The 18,780-nt window shown below is 74.3% G+C and carries 18 protein-coding genes; 12 read left to right on the top strand and 6 right to left on the bottom strand.

All coding sequences use genetic code 11. The features are described 5' to 3' along the window. Nucleotides 1-40 precede the first annotated feature (40 nt). Complete coding sequence (locus P3H78_RS17830; protein ID WP_276109996.1) at nt 41-424, top strand: DUF8819 family protein; 384 nt, start codon at nt 41-43, stop codon at nt 422-424. A 25-nt stretch (nt 425-449) separates the two neighbouring features. Beyond that, complete coding sequence (locus tag P3H78_RS17835; protein ID WP_276109997.1) at nt 450-728, top strand: DUF4031 domain-containing protein; 279 nt, start codon at nt 450-452, stop codon at nt 726-728. Here P3H78_RS17835 and P3H78_RS17840 read toward each other — a convergent pair. Beyond that, nucleotides 710-1,804, bottom strand: a complete 1,095-nt coding sequence (locus P3H78_RS17840) for a GNAT family N-acetyltransferase (RefSeq protein WP_438827986.1) — start codon at nt 1,802-1,804, stop codon at nt 710-712. The genes P3H78_RS17835 and P3H78_RS17840 overlap by 19 nt on opposite strands. Nucleotides 1,805-2,374: 570 nt before the next feature. Here P3H78_RS17840 and P3H78_RS17845 point away from each other — a divergent pair. From P3H78_RS17845 to P3H78_RS17855, 3 genes are read left to right on the top strand one after another with little or no spacing between them, the layout of a single operon-like run. After that, complete coding sequence (locus tag P3H78_RS17845; RefSeq protein WP_276109998.1) at nt 2,375-2,728, top strand: hypothetical protein; 354 nt, start codon at nt 2,375-2,377, stop codon at nt 2,726-2,728. Then, nucleotides 2,725-4,038: a WXG100-like domain-containing protein gene (locus P3H78_RS17850; protein ID WP_276109999.1), complete on the top strand. Its 1,314-nt coding sequence runs from the start codon at nt 2,725-2,727 to the stop codon at nt 4,036-4,038. Before P3H78_RS17845 ends, P3H78_RS17850 begins: the two co-directional genes overlap by 4 nt. Next, a complete protein-coding gene (locus tag P3H78_RS17855; protein ID WP_276110000.1) occupies nt 4,035-4,913 on the top strand; it encodes a hypothetical protein in 879 nt (292 codons plus the stop codon). Before P3H78_RS17850 ends, P3H78_RS17855 begins: the two co-directional genes overlap by 4 nt. 146 nt (nt 4,914-5,059) lie before the next feature. On the opposite strand, the gene P3H78_RS17860 is transcribed toward P3H78_RS17855, so the two are convergent. Continuing rightward, nucleotides 5,060-5,803: an HD domain-containing protein gene (locus tag P3H78_RS17860; protein ID WP_276110001.1), complete on the bottom strand. Its 744-nt coding sequence runs from the start codon at nt 5,801-5,803 to the stop codon at nt 5,060-5,062. Between the two features lie 160 nt (nt 5,804-5,963). Here P3H78_RS17860 and P3H78_RS17865 point away from each other — a divergent pair, with 160 nt between their 5' ends. Continuing rightward, entirely contained in the window at nt 5,964-6,644 is a 681-nt protein-coding gene (locus P3H78_RS17865; protein ID WP_276110002.1) for a maleylpyruvate isomerase family mycothiol-dependent enzyme, read from the top strand. 109 nt (nt 6,645-6,753) lie between these two features. Next, nucleotides 6,754-7,446, top strand: a complete 693-nt coding sequence (locus P3H78_RS17870) for a copper homeostasis protein CutC (protein WP_276110003.1) — start codon at nt 6,754-6,756, stop codon at nt 7,444-7,446. A gap of 322 nt (nt 7,447-7,768) precedes the next feature. Here P3H78_RS17870 and P3H78_RS17875 read toward each other — a convergent pair whose 3' ends face one another. Then, on the bottom strand, nt 7,769-9,853 hold the full coding sequence (locus tag P3H78_RS17875) for a HelD family protein (RefSeq protein ID WP_498073048.1): 2,085 nt from the start codon (nt 9,851-9,853) through the stop codon (nt 7,769-7,771). Nucleotides 9,854-10,163: 310 nt separating this feature from the next. Here P3H78_RS17875 and P3H78_RS17880 point away from each other — a divergent pair, with 310 nt between their 5' ends. Both P3H78_RS17880 and P3H78_RS17885 read left to right on the top strand, forming a co-directional pair. Beyond that, a complete protein-coding gene (locus P3H78_RS17880; RefSeq protein WP_276110004.1) occupies nt 10,164-10,340 on the top strand; it encodes a hypothetical protein in 177 nt (58 codons plus the stop codon). Nucleotides 10,341-10,360: 20 nt separating this feature from the next. Further along, nucleotides 10,361-11,545: a glycosyltransferase 87 family protein gene (locus P3H78_RS17885; protein WP_276110005.1), complete on the top strand. Its 1,185-nt coding sequence runs from the start codon at nt 10,361-10,363 to the stop codon at nt 11,543-11,545. Here P3H78_RS17885 and P3H78_RS17890 read toward each other — a convergent pair. Both P3H78_RS17890 and P3H78_RS17895 read right to left on the bottom strand, forming a co-directional pair. After that, nucleotides 11,503-13,146 carry a DNA repair helicase XPB gene (locus tag P3H78_RS17890; protein WP_276110006.1) on the bottom strand — a complete coding sequence of 548 codons (1,644 nt, stop codon included), beginning with the start codon at nt 13,144-13,146 and terminating at the stop codon, nt 11,503-11,505. The two genes, P3H78_RS17885 and P3H78_RS17890, sit on opposite strands and share 43 nt — an antisense overlap. Nucleotides 13,147-13,243: 97 nt before the next feature. After that, nucleotides 13,244-15,796, bottom strand: coding sequence for a helicase-associated domain-containing protein (locus P3H78_RS17895; protein WP_276110007.1), 2,553 nt, complete (start codon nt 15,794-15,796; stop codon nt 13,244-13,246). Between the two features lie 188 nt (nt 15,797-15,984). On the opposite strand from P3H78_RS17895, the gene P3H78_RS17900 reads away from it, so the two are divergent. Then, nucleotides 15,985-17,028: a hypothetical protein gene (locus P3H78_RS17900; RefSeq protein WP_276110008.1), complete on the top strand. Its 1,044-nt coding sequence runs from the start codon at nt 15,985-15,987 to the stop codon at nt 17,026-17,028. Between the two features lie 269 nt (nt 17,029-17,297). Beyond that, complete coding sequence (locus tag P3H78_RS17905) at nt 17,298-17,966, top strand: HAD family hydrolase (RefSeq protein ID WP_276110009.1); 669 nt, start codon at nt 17,298-17,300, stop codon at nt 17,964-17,966. Here the strand turns inward: P3H78_RS17905 and P3H78_RS17910 are convergent. Beyond that, nucleotides 17,942-18,193, bottom strand: coding sequence for a hypothetical protein (locus P3H78_RS17910; protein ID WP_276110010.1), 252 nt, complete (start codon nt 18,191-18,193; stop codon nt 17,942-17,944). The genes P3H78_RS17905 and P3H78_RS17910 overlap by 25 nt on opposite strands. A gap of 164 nt (nt 18,194-18,357) precedes the next feature. Here P3H78_RS17910 and P3H78_RS17915 point away from each other — a divergent pair, with 164 nt between their 5' ends. Then, nucleotides 18,358-18,741 (top strand): cold-shock protein, encoded by a 384-nt coding sequence (locus P3H78_RS17915; protein ID WP_276110011.1) that lies wholly within the window; start codon nt 18,358-18,360, stop codon nt 18,739-18,741. The last annotated feature ends 39 nt before the right edge of the window (nt 18,742-18,780 follow it).

An 18,780-nucleotide genomic window follows, 5' to 3' on the forward strand; every position in this document is an offset into this window, starting at 1 on the left:
TCGGTTCCGTGGTGCGGTCAAGAGTGCGCACAATGGAGGCATGGACCCCCTCAGCCCCCTGGAGCAGGCTCTGCACGCCGCCCGCGCCCTCGTCCTCGCCGACCTGGTGGCGGGCGACGTCGCGCAGGCGGACGTGGTCTCGCTCGTGGAGGACTCCGTCGTCCAGCGCCGCTGGTGGGTGGAGCAGTGGCCCGAGGGCGCTCCCTTCGTGGCCGGCCTGGTCGCCCAGGACGTCCAGGACGCCCTGCTGGACCGCTACGGGCGCTGGCCGCTGTGCCCGGTGTGCGGCACCGGCGACCCGCACGCCCTCGGCGTCGAGCCGGAGCTGGGACCCGACCCGCACTGGGTGTGCTCCGAGGCGGGCGTGCGGGTGGCGCCGGTGGGCGGCCTGGCGCGGGCGACCGGTGGGGGACCCGCCTCGTGACGGCGCCGCGCCGGAGGGCCGCGGCGTGACGGTCTACATCGACCCGCCCACCTGGCCCGGACACGGGCGCCTGTGGTCGCACGTCGTCAGCGACGTCTCCTACGACGAACTCCACCGCTTCGCCGAGCGCCTGGGCGTGCCGCACCGCGCCTTCGAACGCGACCACTACGACCTGCCCGCGCACCGGTACGCGGACGCCGTCGCGGCCGGGGCGGTCGAGATCAGCAGCCGCGAGGTGGTGCGGCTGCTGCACGCGTCCGGGCTGCGCCGCCCCAAGCGCCGCGATCAGGGACGCAGTTCGTAGCAGAACTGCGCCGTGCCGCCACCGGCCCCGGCGCTCCCACCGGCCTCGTCGGCCCGGACGAACCCGGCCCGCTCCAGCACACGCTGCGAGGGGACGTTGGCCCGCTCGACGGTGGCGCACACCGTCCGCACCTCGTCCCGGTCCAGCGCCCACACGCCCAGCGCGCGCAGCGCCTCCGTGGCGTAGCCGTGACCCCGGGCGGCCTCGGCGAGGTCGTAGCCGATCTCCACGCGCCCCTCGGTGTCCGGCCGGCCGTGGAAGCCGATGCCGCCGACGGCACGGCCGTCCTCGTGCCGGACGATGACGAACACCCCGAACTCGGGCCGGTGCACCCCCGCTTCGTACGCCTTGCGCAGGAAGCCGGCGGCGTCCCGCGTGCCCTCGTACGGGCCGCCGGGCACCCAGGAGAAGCCCCCGTCGCCGCCCAGCGCCAGATCACGGGCGGCGGCGGGGCGCAGGCCGGTCAGGGTCAGGCGGTCGGCGGGCAGGGCGAGGTTGTTGCGCCAGCGCCACTCGGTCACCGCGGCACGGCCGGGCAGCTCGCCGCGGCCGGTCGCCCACAGCAGCGTCGGCCAGGGCGCGGGACCGGGCTGGACATGCGGGAACAGCCAGGTCAGGACGGCCTCGGCGAGGTCGTCCGACGGCGTGTAGGCGAGCCCGAGTCCCTGGGCGAGGTCGTGGGTGTGCAGCAGCACCTCCGCGACGCCCATCGCGGCGAAGCCCTCGCGGTCCGCGCTGCGGAACGGGTACGGGTGGAAGGCGCGGGCGCCGGGCGGCGCGGTGTTCACGGCCGCGGCGAGCAGGGCGCCCGTCGCCTCGATCACGTGCAGCAGCCCCGCGTTGGCGGTGCCCTCGTCCAGGGCGAGGTCGAAGGGCACGTAGTCGTCCTGGGCACCCCCGGCCAGGTTGGCGGCGTAGGCGATCAGGTCGTCGGCCACATGGACGGCCGTGGTGTGGCAGTCCCAGTCGAGATTCCCGGCCCTGACGGCCCTCCAGTCGCGGTCGACGGCCGTGCGCAGCACCGCCGTGCAGCCCGCCACGGCCTCGGCCACCCGGTCCCCATTCATCGGTCGCATGGGCGCACCCTAGTACTCCAGTGAGATTTATGGCCCTGAGCTGGTCGGCGTCGTTCGCAGGGCATGGTGGGGATGGTTGATGCCGAGGTGCGGGCGGCGGAACTGGACTTTGTTCGGGCGGGTGGCCGGTTTTCGCGGGTGGATCTTCAGCGGCGGATGCGGGGCTACGTGCAGAGCCTGATGTCTCCGGTGGCCCGGCAGAGCAGCTGGCGTTTGGCTGAATGGGCGGGGCAACATGATCGACGCGGATGCGGCATCCACCGCCGGAAGCCCGTTGGGATCCGGGTGCGGCCCGGGACGACCTTGCGGGGTGCCGTTGCTGAGAAGAGGACCGGCCCGAGTGGTGTGCTTCTGCACATTCTCCGGTCCCGTCCCCGACCTCGTAACAATCCACGAGATCATGCGCTGAACTGGGCCTGTTCACCAGCTTCATGCCCATGAGTTGTGAGAGTGCTCACGGCCGGTGAACGAGGCTTTTGCTCGCCCTTTGCGCTCGTGCGATCGTAAAAGGGTGATCGACGGCTAGGGTCGAGCATCCGGGCAGTTAACGGAGGGGGAGGACGTCAAGTCATGGGTGACAGTGGCGAGATACTCGACATTAAGATCGTCGACCTCAAGGCGGCAGCGCCCCTTTTCGAACATCAAAGCGTTGCCCTTGCACATGCTCTGACCAAGCTGAAGCAGGGGTTGGCGGAGGCGGGGTCGCCGTGGGGTGACGACGAGCAGGGCGAGAAGTTCCACAAGGTGTACGGCCCGCACGTCCCGCAGATCGAGCACGCCACCCAGATCCTGGCCGATGGTCTGGCCAGCATTCGCGAGGCCATGGTCGACATGGCGGACGGTCACATCGACAACGAAGAGCTGATTCGCAGCATGTTCAGCCGGATCCACGTCGACCACGGCACCGAGGACGACGGCCGGTGAGCGTTGCGGACAAGGCCCGCAAGATCGTCCAAGACATGACCGGCATGTGGTGGCCGGCGGCCGACGAGGGTGGGTTGCGGCATGCCGCAAGGACGTGGCGGGACTTCGCCGACGACGTCGACGATGTCACGTCCGGTGCCAACAAGGCGGCCCGCTCCATCATCGAGCACAACAAGGGCGAGGCCATATCCGCCTTCGACGACCCGTTCTGGCGCCGCTACTACCACGACAAGCGCGGCTGGCTGAAGGATCTCGCCGACTCCGCCCGCGCCATGGCCAAGGCGCTGGATGCGTATGCGGATTTCATCCACGGGGTGAAGAAGAAGCTGGAGCACGAGCTGGAGATCGCCGGTGCCACGCTCGTGGTCGGCGGGGCCCTCGCCGTCGTCACCTTCAGCCTCTCCGAGGACGCCGCCGTGGCGGTGGCGGCCGGGATCGCGGACGCCGCCGCGGGCCTGGGCGTCGCGGTGTCGGAGGAGATCGCCGCCATCGCGGCCACGACTCTGTCGTCGGCGACGTTCGCCGGCGTCGAATCCGTCGCCGTGAACCTCGCACTCACCCAGCCCATGGCCATTGCACTGGGCGAGCAGAAGGGCGGTCTCAGCCTCGACGAGGCCCACGATGCCGGGGTGTCCGGCGCCCTCCTCGGCGGCCTCCTCGGAGGGGCCGGGGCGACGGCGCAGGTCATTCGTTCCGGAGCCCTGCGTAGTTTCTTCGACACCGTCGACATCGATCTGGCCGGCCCTCGTATGGCCCTGGCCGGGCTCCGGGGGGAGGTCGCGGGAGCCGCTGACGACCTTGCGGCCGGTGACCGCTATGCGATGAGGACCAGCGACTCCGGAGCCGGGGGCGTGGGCCCGGGAAGGGGGCCGTGGCCCACGGCGAGAGGGGTGGAAGGACCAGCGGCGGGCAAGGAGCTCAAGCCCCCGAACGCGAGGCATACGATCTCAGGGTCAGGCCGTGGCGAGGTCAAGGAGGCGAACAGCGTCGTACTTCGCGGCTACGAGCAGGACATCAGCCAGGATGTCTCCGACATCGCTGCCGGCAAGGGAACCTGGGATCCGAACACCAGTCGCTATGAGGTGAACGGACGCAGCTACGGAGTCGAAGACACAGGCAGGGTGTACCCCGACAGCGGTAAGGGCATCGTCAAGCTCGACCGGAACGAATACGCCGCGCTCCAGCAGCTCGCGAAAGCCAAGGGGGACATCGACGCTGCACCGCAGTTGACCCGGAATCCACGCTTCACAAACAATCCGGAGGCCGTGCAGAAGGCCCTGGACATCTACAACGGGACTTATCCGCAATGACGTACAACCTCCTCACCGTGGGGTCCTTGATCCCCGACACCGTCAAGGCCGCGCTTGCCTGGTGCCTGCAGGTGCCTGTGCAGGAGGTGGACGTGGCGGACGAGGCCGGCGACCAGGATCAGCGCAACTGGGATGCTCTGGTGCTGTGCGACATGGCAACGCTCCGAGGGGATGTGTCCACTTCCTTGGACATCTACGTCCAGGAAGCGGTGCAACCACAGCCGAGCGAGCACGAGCTGGCTTCAGCACTCGCGCGGGCCGCCGAGACCGTGGTGTTCTTTCCGGCCGAGGAAGCGCCGCCGAGTGCGTACTGGTTGGCCACGAAAGAAGGACTCGTCACGCGGGCACGCCTGTACGACTCCGACGACGAAGATCCGCATTACACCATCGACAGGGTCGAGGCTCCCGTCGACCGGCTTCCGCATGTGACCGTCGCCCGCATCCCGGAGGTGGTCCGCGAACTGCGGATCGCCACCCCGCTTGCCGATGCCTTCGACGCGGAGCTGAACAGGTTGCACCCGCGGGAGACCGGCACCACGGGAACCCCGTTCTGGACGGCGAGCACTCGCCTGCACGCCTGGGAGAAGCTCGTACGGCATCTGGAAGCCGCCTGGGCTCCCTCCGGCTGGTGTCCGTCCGACCTCTATCGCGAGCGACTCGAAGCGCGAGACGAGCTGGAACGGGTGCGCCATCAGCTCCCGGGAGACCTGGTCGCACTGCTCCAGAACGCATTGGATCCCCTGGACACCCTGTTCGCAGAGCTGACAGTCGACGACGTCGACGGCCTGCTCCGCAAGGAACTGGCCTGCACACGGGACACGGCCTCAGCGCCTGGCTGGTGGTGGAATCGCCGCCCGGACTCCTTGCCCTGGTGACAGGAGCCGGTGGGCGTATACGAGGTCTCCCCGGCCACGTGTGCGCCCTTTCAGCAGCCAGCGAGCGGGTGTCGACAACCTGAACGTCGACTTCCTCACTCAGACCCACCAGGCCGGCAAAACCATGTCCCGCAGGCCGCGCGTGATCAGGGCGACAGCATTTCCAGTTCCGCGGCGAGGTTGCGGCGGGCCCGCTCCTCCCACTGCCCGCGGCCGTGGGGTGTCCTGAACAGGTGGGGAAGGTCCAGGAGTTGGCGCAGGACCGCGGCACGCCCCTCGCGGAAGGCGTCCTCGGGCACGAAGTGGTACTCGGCGCGGACGTCGGCCGCGTAGGCGGCGTACCGCGCGGGCGGCGCGGCGAGCACCGCCAGGTCGGCGTCGCACAGCACCTGGCCGTCGCGGTCGCCGGCGGCGGGGTCGTGGGTGACGGTCAGCCGGACCAGCCGGGCCACCTCCGCCGTCCGGTCCGGGCCCACCCCCGCCTCGGGCAGGGCGCGCTCGGCGAGGCGGGCCGAGCGCTCCTCGTTCTCCGAGCGGTCGGGCAGGTAGACCGCGTCGTGGAACCAGGCGGCCAGCCGCACCGCGTCCGGGTCGGCCGCGTACCGCTCCAGTGCGTCGACGTGGTCGAGGACCGCGGTGAGGTGCGCGAGCGTGTGGTACCGCCGCTGCGGCTCCTGCCAGCGGGCGAGCAGCCGGTCGGCGTACGGCAGCGGGTCGGGTCCGGCGCCCTGCCCCCGCGCACCGTCCAGCGCACGGGCGAAGCGTGCCCGCAGGGCGTCGAGGTCGACGGGGGTGGCGGGACCGGCGGGTCCGGCGGGGGCTGTGGGGGCTGTGGGGTCGGTGGGGCCCGCGGGTCCGGTGGGATCGGGGCGGTCGGCGGAATCGGCCATGGGGCCATTGTCCCGGTGGCGGCGGGCGACACGGACGGGTGCGGTGCTCGTGAAGGTGCGCCGCGCACCGGCGCCACGGGCCGGATCTCACCCGGTGCTCCGGCCGGAAAGGTCTGGCGAGTCGGTGAACCTTTTCGGTCACAGCACTAGCGTGGGCCGCATGACTTCTGCCGAGACGCACGAGGTACGGGACCCCGAGCTGCCCGGGCGGCTGCTCACCGTCGAGCGGGACGCGCTGATCCCACTGCTGCGATCCAGGCCGGACGCGGACTTCACGCTGCCCACCGCGGCCTGCCCCGGCTGGACGGTGCGCGACGTCCTCGCGCACTGCTCCGCCGCGCTGCTCAGGGTGGTGGAGGGCCGCTTCGAGAAGGGCGTGTTCTCGCCCGAGTCCAACGACCGGGACATCGCCGAGCGCGCCGGCTGGCCGCACGCCCGCGTGGTGGACGAGCTGGAACGCGGGATGACCGAGGCCGGCCCGCTGATCGCCCGGGCCGGCGGGGCGCTGGACATGATCGCCCTCGGGGAGTGGGTGCACGCGGGCGACGTCCGGGAGACCTTCGGCACCGCGGGGGCGTACGAGGGCGACGGACTGCCGTACGCGCTGCCCCTGCTCGCGCACATCACCCGGGGCAACGGACACCTGCCGCTCCACGCCGACCTGGACGACCTGGACGAGCCGCTGCGCCTCGGCGAGTCCGACGGGGAGCGCACCCCGGCCCGCTACATCGGCGCCGCCGCCACGCTCGTCCGGCTCTACGCGGGCCGGCCGGTGCCGCCGCACGGGGCGGACTTCGAGCTGGCCGGGGCGGACCGGGAGGAGCTGAACATCTTCGGGTGACCCCGGCCCGGCCCGAGGCGACCGCCTCCTCGGCGCGGCGGCCCGCTCGGCGTACCCTGAGATTGGACTAGACCTGTTCGCTCCAGGGGAAACCGAGGAAAGGGGTCCTATGAGCACGCGTGCAGTCCTGGAGGTGATCGCCCTCGACGCCGGGGACGCGATCGCCGCCCAGGCCGGAGGCGCGGACCGCCTCGAGCTGGTCACCGACATGGCCGCCGACGGGCTCACCCCGCCGGTTCCGGTCTTCGCCGCGATCCGCGCCGCCGTCGGCATCCCGCTGCGGGTGATGCTGCGGCTCGCGGACGGCTTCGCCGCGGACGACGTGGAGCGGCTGGTCCGGGTCGCCGGGGACCTGCGGGCCGAGGGCGCCGAGGAGTTCGTGCTCGGCTTCCTCGACGCGGACGGCGCGGCCGACCTGGCCGTCGTGGAGCGGCTGGCCGCCGTGCTGGAGGGCTGCCGGTGGACCTTCCACCGCGCCATCGACCGGGCCGCCGACCGGGAGGCCCTGCGCAAGCAGCTGGACGGACTGCCCGGCCTCGACACCTATCTGACCGCGGGCGCGGCGAGCGGCGTCGACGACGGCCTGCCCACCCTGGCCGCCGAGGCCGCACGCAGCGGCGAGCCCGGGTACGAGCAGCGGATCATGGTGGGCGGCGGACTGCGCCTGGAGCACGTGCCGCCGCTGCGCGCCGCCGGGATCGACGCCTTCCACATCGGCGGCGCCGCCCGCCCAGGCGGCTGGTCCGGCCCGGTCTGCGCCCGGGCCGTCGCACGGTGGCGCTCGGTCCTCGACGGGGAGTGAGCCGGGCCCCGTCCCGGAACGGGCCGGGGCCCGCGCGACGCCGTGCGGGGCGGACGCCCGGGTCCCGGCGCCGCGCTCCCGGACGGGTCGGGCCCTGCGGGGACACGCCGGACCGGACGGGAGCCCGGGCCCTCGCCCGGTCTCTCGCGCTCACGCCGGCCGCTACCCTCGCGCCGGCCTCTCGCGCTCGCCCGGCGGCTCGGGCGTGCCCGGCCTGCCGGAGCGCTGCACCGGACGGCGCACCCGGACGGCGCACCCGGGCGGCGGGCCCGGCGCGGCGGGTGCGTCCGTGCGGCGGCGTGGGGCGGGGACCCGGCCGGGCCTACCCCCGCGGTGCGTCGCCCGACAGCTGGGCCGGGAGTGCCGTGGTGTGGGTGACGATCAGGCCCGAGACCGCTCGGGTCAGGGTCACGTACAGACGGCGCAGGCCGGTGCGCTCGTCGGGCTCGCCGTCGACCACCGCCTGCGGTTCGTCGAGGACCACGTAGTCGTACTCCAGGCCCTTGGCCAGCGAGGCCGGGACCAGGGTCAGCCGGGTCTCCCGCGTGGTCTCCTCGCCGGGGGAGAGGTGGCCGAGGCCCGCGGCGGCGAGCGCCCCGGCCAGCGCGGGCACCCGGGCGTCCGCGGCGATCAGGCCGACCGAGCCCTCGTTGCGCAGCAGTTCCGCGCAGGCCCCGACCACCTCGGCGTCCCCGCCGACCGGGCGGACTCGGAAGAAGCCCGGGTTCTCGCGCACCGACGCTACCGGCGCCAGCCCGGGGGCGATGTGCGGCAGCAGCCGGGAGGCGTAGGCGATCACGTCCGTCGGCACGCGGAAGCCCGCCGTCAGCTCCTCGACCACCCCCTCCGCCTTGCCGAGGTGGGCCAGGGCCTCCTCCCAGGACCGGGTCGCCCACGGAGTGGTGCCCTGGGCGAGGTCGCCGAGGACCGTCGCGGAGCCGGTGCTGCACCTCCGACCGACCGCCCGGTACTGCATGGGGGAGAGGTCCTGCGCCTCGTCCAGCACCACGTGCCCGAGCGAGTGGGTCCGCTCCACCAGGTCGGCGGCCTCGTCGACGAGCACGGCGTCCGCGGCCGACCACCGGGCCGCCTTCACCGACCGCACCGGCTTCGCCCACAGGATCGTCTTGCGCTCCTGCTCGGTGAGGATCCCCTCCGCGTGCGCGGCGAGGAAGTCGGCGTCGGTCAGCAGCCGCAGCACCAGCTTCGCCGGATCCACCGGCGGCCACACGGACTTGACGGCCGCCTTCACCGCGGCGTTGCGGGCGACGGCGTCCTGCACCCGGTCGTCCGGGGCCTCGCCGGCCCGTTCCATCTGCACCAGCACGGCGTGCGCGATGCGCTGCGGCAGCGCCTCGCGGGCGGCCCCGTAGCGGATGCCGCGCTCCAGCAACTCCTCCACGATGGTGCGGAGTTCGTGGGCCGGGACCCGCCAGCGGCGGGAGCCGCGGACCACCACGACCGGCTCGGCGGGCATCGTCACGTGGGAGAGCACGGCCCGCCGCAGCACCTCCGCCATCCGGGCGTCGCCCTTGACCACCGCCGCGTCCGCGTCGTCCGAGCCGCGCACCTCGACCCGGGCCACCAGGTCGTCCACCGTCGCCTGACGCACCGTCAACTCGCCGAGGGCGGGCAGGACCTGCTCGATGTAGGTGAGGAAGGAGCGGTTCGGCCCGATGACCAGGGTGCCGGTGCGGGCGAGCCGCTCCCGGTGCGCGTACAGGAGGTAGGCGACCCGGTGCAGGCCGACGGCGGTCTTGCCGGTGCCGGGACCGCCCTGCACGCAGACCGTGCCGGACAGGCCGCTGCGCACGATCTCGTCCTGCTCGGGCTGGATGGTGGCGACGATGTCGCGCATCGGGCCCACGCGCGGCCGCTCGATCTCCTGCTGGAGCAGCTTGCTGGTGGCGGCCGCCTCCGCCGGGTCCGACAGGTGCTCGTCCTCGTACGCGGTGAGGTCGCCGCCGGTGTAGCCGAAGCGGCGGCGCAGCCCGACGTCCATCGGGTCCTTCTTCGACGCCCGGTAGAACGGCTGCGAGACCGGCGCACGCCAGTCGATCACCATCGGGTCGCCGTCCGCGTCGTGCACGTGCCGCCGGCCGATGTAGAACCGCTCGCCCTCGGCGCCCTCCGCCCGGTCGGCGCCCGGGGCGTGCAGGTAGTCGAGGCGGCCGAAGAACAGCGGGGTGTCGCTGAGGTCGGCCAGCGCCTTGATGCGGTCGTCGATCTGGCGGGCGAGGACCGCGGCGTTGACCCAGTTCGCGGTGACGTCGGAGATGTCGAGCGACTCCACGTCCTCCCGCATGGCCCGCAGCGCGGCGCGGGAGGACGTGAGGTGGGTCCGCTCGCGGAGCAGCGGGTCGTCGGCGGGGCGTGCGGGTCCGGCGGACGGGGACGAGGGGGACAAGGCGGCGCCTCCGGTGGGCCTACGGGTCAGGCTGCTGCGGGAAGCCGTCCGGTTTCCGTCCGGGCGGCGCGACACTCCGCAAGGGAGGCGGGGAAAACGGTCAGTGTAGGGCGCGGGGAGGCGACGGAGCCAACGCATTTTCCCAGGGCGCGCCGCACGGCCGGGCGCCCTTCCCGGCCTCCCGGGCATCCCCTGGGGGAGCCCTCCGCCCGGGGAAGGGGTGGCGTCCCTCCAGAGGGGTATGCCAAGAGGAGGAGGCCGGTCCCGGGGGCCGATGCCCGTCCCGTGCCCCGGGTTCCACCATGGAGTCATGAGCGCAGCAACCATCCACCCCGTCGCGCGTCCGTCCGGTGCCACCGCCGTCAAGGGCAGCCACCGCCACCGCGTGGGCGACGTCCTGCGGGCCGTCAAGGTCTTCGCGGGCGCCGCGTTCGACGTGGTCGTCCTCGGCGAGTACGGCGAGGAGGCGGGCGTGCGTCACCGGTGATCACCCACTAGGGTCGCCCCGTGCCAGAAAGGACGGTGGCCCGCCGGTCACGCGCAGCGACGCCCGTTCTCCTGCTCGCCGTCTCCCTGGCGGCCCTCGTCGTCCTGTTCGCCGTCCAGCGGGTGCCGATGCCCGACGCGGTGGTCTACCGCGCCGAGGGCCAGGCCGTCCTCCACGGCCGCGACCTCTACAGCTTCCGGGTCACCGAGGGGAACCTCCCGGCCACCTACCCGCCCTTCGCGGCGCTGCTGTTCGTGCCCCTGGCCTGGCTCCCCGTCCCGCTGCTGAAGGCGGCCGCCGTCGCGGGCAACGCCCTGCTGCTGCTGTGGCTCGTCGACCTCTCCGCCCGCCTCGCGGGCCGCCCGGCCTCCCGCGCCGTGCTGTGCACCGCGACCGCCGTCGCCCTCTGGCTCGAACCGGTCTTCCAGACCTTCGTCTACGGGCAGGTCAACCTCGCCGTCGCCTGCCTGGTCCTGTGGGACCTCACCCGGCCGCCCGGCGCCCGCGCCCGCGGCGCCGCGCTCGGCGTGGCCACCGGCATCAAGCTCACTCCGGCGCTGTTCATCGTGTACCTGCTGCTGCGCGGCCGCCGCCGGGAGGCGGCCACCGCGGCGGCCGCGTTCACGGCGACGGTCGTCGGCAGCGCCCTCGTCCTGCCGTCCGCGGGCGTCGACTTCTGGACCCGCCGGCTGTTCGAGACCGGCCGCGTCGGCGAGGTCTGGATCGTCGCCGACCAGTCCCTCCAGGGGATGGTCGCCCGCGCGCTGCGGGAGACCGCGCCGGGAGCGGCCTGGGCGGTGCCGGCGCTCGTGGTGGCGGTGGCCGGGCTGTGGCTGGCGCGCCGCGTGCCGGACGAGCGGTGGGGGGTGCTGCTGACGGCGCTCACCGCGCTGCTCGTGTCCCCGATCAGCTGGTCCCACCACTGGGTGTGGTGCGTCCCGCTGATCGCCGTGCTGCTGGCGCAGGGCCACCGCCGCTGGGCGGCGGCGGCCGTGGTGGTCTTCACCGCCCGCACGATGTGGCTGATCCCCCGCGACGGCGACCTGGACCTGCACCTGCCGTGGTGGCAGGAGCCGCTCGCCTCGCCCTACGCGCTGCTGTCGCTGGCCCTGCTGGCCGCGGCCGCGCTCGGCGCCCCGCCGGTCGCCGGGCGGGAGGCCGGTCAGCCCTCCGACAGGATGTCGTCGGCGTCCACGATCCGGTAGGCGTAGCCCTGCTCGGCCAGGAACCGCTGGCGGTGGGCGGCGAAGTCCTGGTCGATCGTGTCGCGGGCGACCACCGAGTAGAAGTGGGCCTGGTGGCCGTCGGCCTTGGGCCGCAGCACCCGGCCGAGGCGCTGGGCCTCCTCCTGGCGCGAGCCGAAGGTGCCGGACACCTGGACGGCGACCGTCGCCTCCGGCAGGTCGATGGAGAAGTTCGCGACCTTGGACACCACCAGCACGCTGATCTCGCCCTCGCGGAAGGCGTCGAAGAGCTTCTCGCGCTGCGTGTTGGACGTCTCGCCCTTGATCACCGGCGCGTTCAGGTGCTCGCCCAGCTCGTCGAGCTGGTCGATGTACTGGCCGATGACGAGGATCTGCTGGCCGGCGAAGCGGCGGACGATCGCCTCCGTCACCTTCCGCTTGGTCGCCGTCGTCGCGCAGAAGCGGTACTTCTCCTCGGTCTCGGCGGTGGCGTAGGCGAGCCGCTCGGAGTCCGTGAGGTTCACCCGGACCTCGACGCAGTCCGCGGGTGCGATGTAGCCCTGCGCCTCGATCTCCTTCCAGGGGGCGTCGAAGCGCTTCGGCCCGATCAGCGAGAAGACGTCCGACTCCCGGCCGTCCTCGCGCACCAGCGTGGCGGTCAGCCCGAGCCGCCGCCGCGCCTGGAGGTCGGCGGTGAACTTGAAGACGGGCGCCGGCAGCAGGTGCACCTCGTCGTAGACGATCAGGCCCCAGTCGCGGGAGTCGAAGAGCTCCAGGTGCGGGTAGACGCCCTTCCGCCGGGTGGTCAGCACCTGGTAGGTGGCGATGGTGACCGGGCGGATCTCCTTCCTCGTCCCGCTGTACTCGCCGATCTCGTCCTCGGTCAGCGAGGTCCGCCTCACCAGCTCGTGCTTCCACTGCCGGGCGGAGACGGTGTTGGTCACCAGGATCAGGGTGGTCGACTTCGCCTGCGCCATCGACCCCGCACCGACCAGCGTCTTGCCCGCGCCGCAGGGCAGCACGACCACGCCGCTGCCGCCGTGCCAGAAGTTCTCCACCGCCTGCTTCTGGTACGGGCGCAGCGCCCAGCCGTCCTCGTCCAGCTCGATCGGATGGGCCTCGCCGTCCACGTACCCGGCGAGGTCCTCGGCGGGCCAGCCCAGCTTCAGCAGCGTCTGCTTGATCTGCCCGCGCTCGGAGGGGTGCACGGCCACGCTGTCGGGGTCGATGCGGGCGCCGACCAGCGGGGCGATCCGCTTGGACTTCAGCACCTCCTCCAGCACCGGCCGGTCGGTGGTGGTCAGCACCAGCCCGTGCGCCGGGTGCTTGCTGAGCGTCAGCCGCCCGTAGCGGTCCATCGTCTCGGCGATGTCCACGAGCAGCGCGTGCGGCACCGGGTAGCGGCTGTACTGCACCAGCGCGTCCACGACCTGCTCCGCGTCGTGCCCGGCCGCGCGGGCGTTCCACAGGCCGAGCGGGGTCACCCGGTAGGTGTGGATGTGCTCGGGGGCCCGCTCCAGCTCGGCGAACGGCGCGATGGCCCGACGGCAGCCGTCGGCCTGCTCGTGGTCGACCTCGAGGAGCAGGGTCTTGTCGGACTGGACGATCAGCGGACCATTCACGCGCGGCTGCCTTTCTGCACGGAGCTGCCTGCGGCCGCCGCGCCCCGGACGGCCACGCGGTACGGCCAATCCTCCAGTGTGCCCTACCGGCGGCCGGTCACGACGGGTCCTCCGCCAGCTCGGCCACCCCCGTGACCCGGTGCAGCGGATAGGTGCGGACCTCGTCCGCGGTGTGGTCGTACGCCGTCACGAAGCCCCCCTCGACACGGATCGGCGCGATCACGCGCTGGCTCGCGGCGCCCTCGGCGTTGACGTAGCCGATCCACAGCGCCTCGCCGGTCAGGACGGCCGCCTGCATGGTGGCCAGGGTCTCCGCGGCGGCGGTGCGGGGCAGTGCGCCGTCGGCCGGCGCGGTCGCGGCCGGCTTGCGCGGGGCGGTGGAGGCCCGGTCGCCCGCGCGGATCGCCCGGACCGCCGCGCCCAGCAGGGTCGCGTCCGGCGCCGGGGGCCCGTCCGGGACCGGTTCGGGCGCCGTGCGCGGCGGGGTGCGGTGGGCGTCGGTACGGGTCACGAGGACGTCGCCGGCCGCGGACTCGGCGGCCGGGGCGTACCCCATCGCGCGCAGGCCCTCCAGGAGCGCCGCCGGGTCCGCCTGCGCGGCCAGCACCGTGGGGGCCAGGCGGCGCAGCCGGAGCCCGGCGGACCGCTTGTCGGCGAGGATCTCCTGGAGCACGGAGTCGTCGTCGCAGCGGACGTACGCCGACGCGGCGCCCACCCGCAGGTGCCCGTGCCGGCGGGCCACGTCGTCGATCAGGTACGCCAGCGGCTGCGGCACTGGGGTGCGGGAGTGCTCGGTGAGGAAGGCGTGCAGGTCCCCGGCGGTCCGGCCGGCGTCCAGGGCCCGCCGCACGGACGCGGGCGTGAACCGGTACACCGTCGCCCCGCCCTTGGACTCCACGTCCGCGAGGACGTCCAGCACGTCCGCCAGCGGCCGCCGCAGCGGGCCGGGCGCCACCGCCGTGAGGTCGGCCTGGAGCAGGACGTGGTCCAGCGGCTCGGGCAGCAGCGGGGCGAGGGTACGGGCCGCCGCGGCGGCCGCGGCCGCCCGGTCGGCGGGGGACGGCGGCTCCGGCACGCCGTCGGCTCCCGAGGGCCGGGCCTGCCGGTGGACGGGCAGCTTGTCGCCCGGCCCCGAGGGCTCCGCCTCCCCGGCCGCGGGCGCGGCGGGCGGCGACCCGAGCAGCGCCCGCCCGTGCGCGGACAGCGCGCCCCGCCCGGTCACCCCGAGCAGTTCGGCCTCCGAGAGCGTCCACCGGGCCAGCCTGGTGCGCAGGTCGTCGTCCTGCTGCGGCCCGCGCAGCGGGCGCTCCCAGCGCAGCCGGTCGAGCAACTGCCCGGCGTCCGGCGCCGAGCCCCGCGGCAGTGCCGCGAGCAGCGCCAGCACCCGGTGCCGCACCTCCGGCGCCGCGGAGCGGTCCAGGCCCGGCCCGAGCGCCGACAGCGAGCGGTCCTTCGCGTCCCGCCCGCCGACCAGCCCCGGTGTCCGGGTCGCCGCGAGCCACGCCCCGGCGAGCCGGGTCCACCGCTCGGCCGGTGACTGCTCCCGCCACTCGTCGTAGGCCGGGGTCGCCGCGTACCGCTCGTCCGCCTCCCCGTCGGAGGCCAGCAGGCCCGCCGCGTAGGCGAGTTCCACCCAGAAGGCGGCCAGCGGCTCGGAGACGTCCAGGGCGACCGCGGTGCGCTTGAGGTCGCGCACGCTCAGGCCGCCGGAGCGCAGCACGTTCGGGCCGCCCTCGTCCCAGTCCTTCAGCAGTTCCTCGACGGTGGCGAGCGCGGTGTGGGCCTGCCCGGCCGCCGTGTCGTCCACACCCCGGGGAGGGTGCGCGGTCAGGGAGTCGAGGGCGGGCGGCAGCGGTTCGGGCGCGCGGTGCGCGCGGCCCCCGCGCAGGTGCAGGGCCGCCTCGCGGGGCAGGACGACGGTGCCGGGCGCGGTCGGCAGCAGCAGGCCGCGGTCCAGCAGCCAGCGCAGCCGGGGCGCCGGGTCGGCGGTGACCTGGCCGTACGGCGGGCCCCACACCAGGCGGTCCAGCACGTCGAGGGAGTCGGCGGGGGCGGCGGCGAGCAGCGCGGCCATCCGGCGGCGGTCCCGGAAGAGCGCGGTGAGCGCGGCCACCGCGGACACGGAGTCGTGGGTGGACGCCAGACCGGCCGCGGCCACCAGTTCCTGGATCCGTCCCGGCGACATCCCGGCGGTGGCCTCCTGCACGGTCGGGCCGAGCCCGGTCGGGGAGGGATGCTGCGGGGAGGGGGCGAGCAGCTCGCGGGCGGTGCGCACCAGCCGCAGCCGGTCGTCGCCTCCCCAGGCGAGGGCCTGTTCGCGCAGGGTGTCCACGGCGTGCGGCAGGGCCGCGGCGACGTCGGGGTCCCCGGCGTCCCCCGCCATCAGGCCGAGCAGCTCGTCGCGGGTCGCGGGGTCGCCCGCCACCGCGAGGGCCTCCGCCGTCTGCAGGGTGAAGCGGTCCAGGCGCTCCAGGGCGCGGACCACCGACGCGCGGGTCCCGGCGCGGGTGGCGAGCTGGGTGAGGTCCGTCGGGACGGGGGTGATGAGATCGGGCCGGCTGCGCAGGAGCGCGGCCAGGCAGGCGTCGTCGCGTCCGCGGAGCGCCTCGGCGAGCGAGCGCGGGGCCGCCGGTTTCTCATCGCTGCTCATCCGACCCACGGTAGCGGGTCCCCTGCCGCGGACGGCCTGCTCGGGCGGGTCACGATCGCGGAACGCCCCACCTCGAAGGGGGCGTGGGGGCGCCGCAGGGAGGCGGCGGCCGGGGCCGTCCGTGCCGTCGCGGTGCGCTACCGTCCTCCCCACGGGGTGTCACCGCCGTCGGCCCCGGAGGGGTTTTCGTGGGGATCGAGAGCGACCAGGTCGTCTACGAGTACTTGAGCCGCGTCGGGGACGTGGCGCACCAGCGGCAGCTGTCCTCGGCCACGCGGATGCGTCTGGTCTCCGAGCTGCGCAACGAGATCGACCGGCACCGGGCCCGGGCCGCCGTGGACAGCCCGGCCGCCGTCCGCCGCATCCTGGACCGGCTGGGCACCCCCGACGACGTGGTCACGGCCGCGGGCGGAGCCGCCACCGCAGGCACCGGGTACCCGGGCGGGACCGCGGACGGCGGTCCGGGTCCGGCCCCCCTCGTTCCGGTCCAGCGCGACAGCGCCGACGACGAGCCGGAGCGCCCCCGCGGGCTGCGCCGGGTCGTGCCGCGGCCGCGCCCGGCCCGCCCCGGTCCGGGCCCCGCTTCCGCGGAGCGTCCCCTGCCGCCGCACCTGGCGGGCGCCGCCGAGGTGGGCGACGCGACGACGCGGCCCGACTGGTGGCGCTCCGGCACCACCCCCTTCGGCATCGGCGACGACGTGCCGGGCTTCGTCGGGGGCGTGGAGATCCCGGAGCTGCTCAAGGCGCCGCCGCCGAGGGAGCCGGGGCGGACCGGGCCCGGTGCCCCGGCCGTCGAGCGGGCCGCCGACGCCGGGGAGGCCGGTGACACCGGCGAGCCCGTGGTCGGCGGCAGGGCCGGCCCGGTGCGCCGCCGGCTGCGGCCGCTGCGCGCCGGCGGGTGGAGCAATCCGCTGCTGCTGATCGCGGCCGGGCTGCTCGTCTCCGGTGCCGTCCTCGGCAACTGGTTCGCCCTCGGGCTGGGCTGGGTCATCGCCTACGCCTCCCGCCGCCTGTCGCCCGCCGAGTCCAAGTGGGCGGTCGTGGGCATGCCGGGGCTGGCGGTCGCGGCGGGCGTCCTGTGGCTGTGGGGCCGCAGCACCGGCCGCTGGGGCGCCCCCCTGTCCCAGGGCCACGTGAACGCCGCCGTCACCGAGACCTGGCCGTGGGTGGTCCGGGCCGCGGCCGTGCTGTCGGCACTGTTCCTGCTCTGGCGCTCGCAGCGCAGCCGCTGAGCCCGGCACGCGCCCCGGCCACGGACCGCCCCGGTGGGACGCCCGCCCACAAGGGGGCCGGAGCCTGCCGGGTGTCCCGGCCGGGAAGGTCCGGGCGGCGGGATGTCCGGCTGCGTGGGTCCGGAGTGGGCGGGATGTCCGGCCGGGAGGGTCCCGGGCGGGGGCTGTCGGGCGTCCCGGCTGCGTGGGCCCCGGGGACGGCCGGGCGTCCCCGGCGTGGAGCCCCCGGGAGACGGCCGGGCGTCCCTGCCGCGGAGGCCCCGGGGACAATGTCGTCCATGACCTCGTGCGCCCCCACCGTCGGTTTCGACCTCGACATGACCCTCATCGACTCCCGCCCCGGCATCCGCGCCTGCTACCTGGCGCTGTCCGAGCGGACGGGCGTGCACATAGACGCCGACCTGGCCGTCACCCGGCTGGGACCGCCCCTCGCGCAGGAGCTGGAGCACTGGTTCCCGGCCGACCGGGTCGAGGCCGCCGGCGACCTGTACCGCGCGCTGTACCCGGCGTACGCGGTCGCGGTGACCCCCGCGCTGACCGGCGCCCGCGAGGCGGTCACGGCCGTGCAGCAGGCCGGCGGGCGGGCGCTCGTGGTCACCGCCAAGCACGAGCCCAACGCCCGGCTGCACCTGGAGCACCTGGGCATCGCGGCCGACGCGGTGATCGGCGGGCTGTGGGCGGAGCAGAAGGCCGAGGCGCTGCGCGCGCACGGCGCCCGCGTCTACGTCGGCGACCACGTCGGGGACGTGCGCGGCGCCCGCACGGCGGGCGCGCTGTCGGTGGCGGTGGCCACCGGGCCGTGTGCCGCGGAGGAACTGCGCGCGGCCGGCGCGGACGTCGTCCTCGCCGATCTGACCGGGTTCCCGAATTGGTTTTCGGACTATCGCGCGGGCATTCGGCCGGACGGAGCCGCTTACCGGGAGTCGCCGCGCGCCTGACGGCGGCCCGCCGCGATCGACCGGAGCAACCCCGCGCCCGCGATGAGGAACCCGACGGCCATGAGCATGCTCAGACCGAACATGTAGGTCGGAAAAGGCTTCGCGCCGAGGAACAGAGGCACCAGGGTGACCAGGGTGGCCACGGCGCCGACGAAGAACACGACGGCACCGGCACGGATCAGCCGGTCACCGGGCGCGGGGGAATTCGTTCGGGTTTTGTCACGCACCAGACCAGGGTAGTTCCCAGCGCGAAGGAACAACCCGGCGACGTCTTGTCACCCGCCCGCTGCCCATTAGCCTGGGTACCGGCGGGTCCGACGCGGCCCGCCCCAGTGCTATCAAGAGCCGTTTCCGAAGCAGTTTTCCGACGAGTACGAGGACGAGGACAGACGTGCCTACCGGCAAGGTCAAGTGGTTCAACAGCGAGAAGGGCTTCGGCTTTCTCTCCCGCGACGACGGCGGGGACGTCTTCGTCCATTCCTCGGTCCTTCCCGCCGGAGTCGAGGTGCTCAAGCCGGGACAGCGCGTGGAGTTCGGTGTGGTGGCCGGTCAGCGCGGAGACCAGGCCCTGTCCGTGACGATCCTCGACCCGACCCCGTCGGTGGCGGCCGCGCAGCGCCGCAAGCCGGACGAGCTGGCCTCCATCGTGCAGGACCTGACCACCGTCCTGGAGAACATCACGCCGATGCTGGAGAAGGGCCGCTACCCGGAGAAGGCGTCCGGCAAGAAGATCGCGGGCCTGCTGCGCGCGGTCGCCGACGAGTTGGACGTCTAGGGCCCGGAGCCCCGACGCGAACGACCGGCCCGGAGACGC

This window comes from Streptomyces tropicalis, from assembly GCF_029269835.1.
In the GTDB taxonomy this organism is placed as follows: Bacteria; Actinomycetota; Actinomycetes; order Streptomycetales; family Streptomycetaceae; genus Streptomyces; species Streptomyces tropicalis.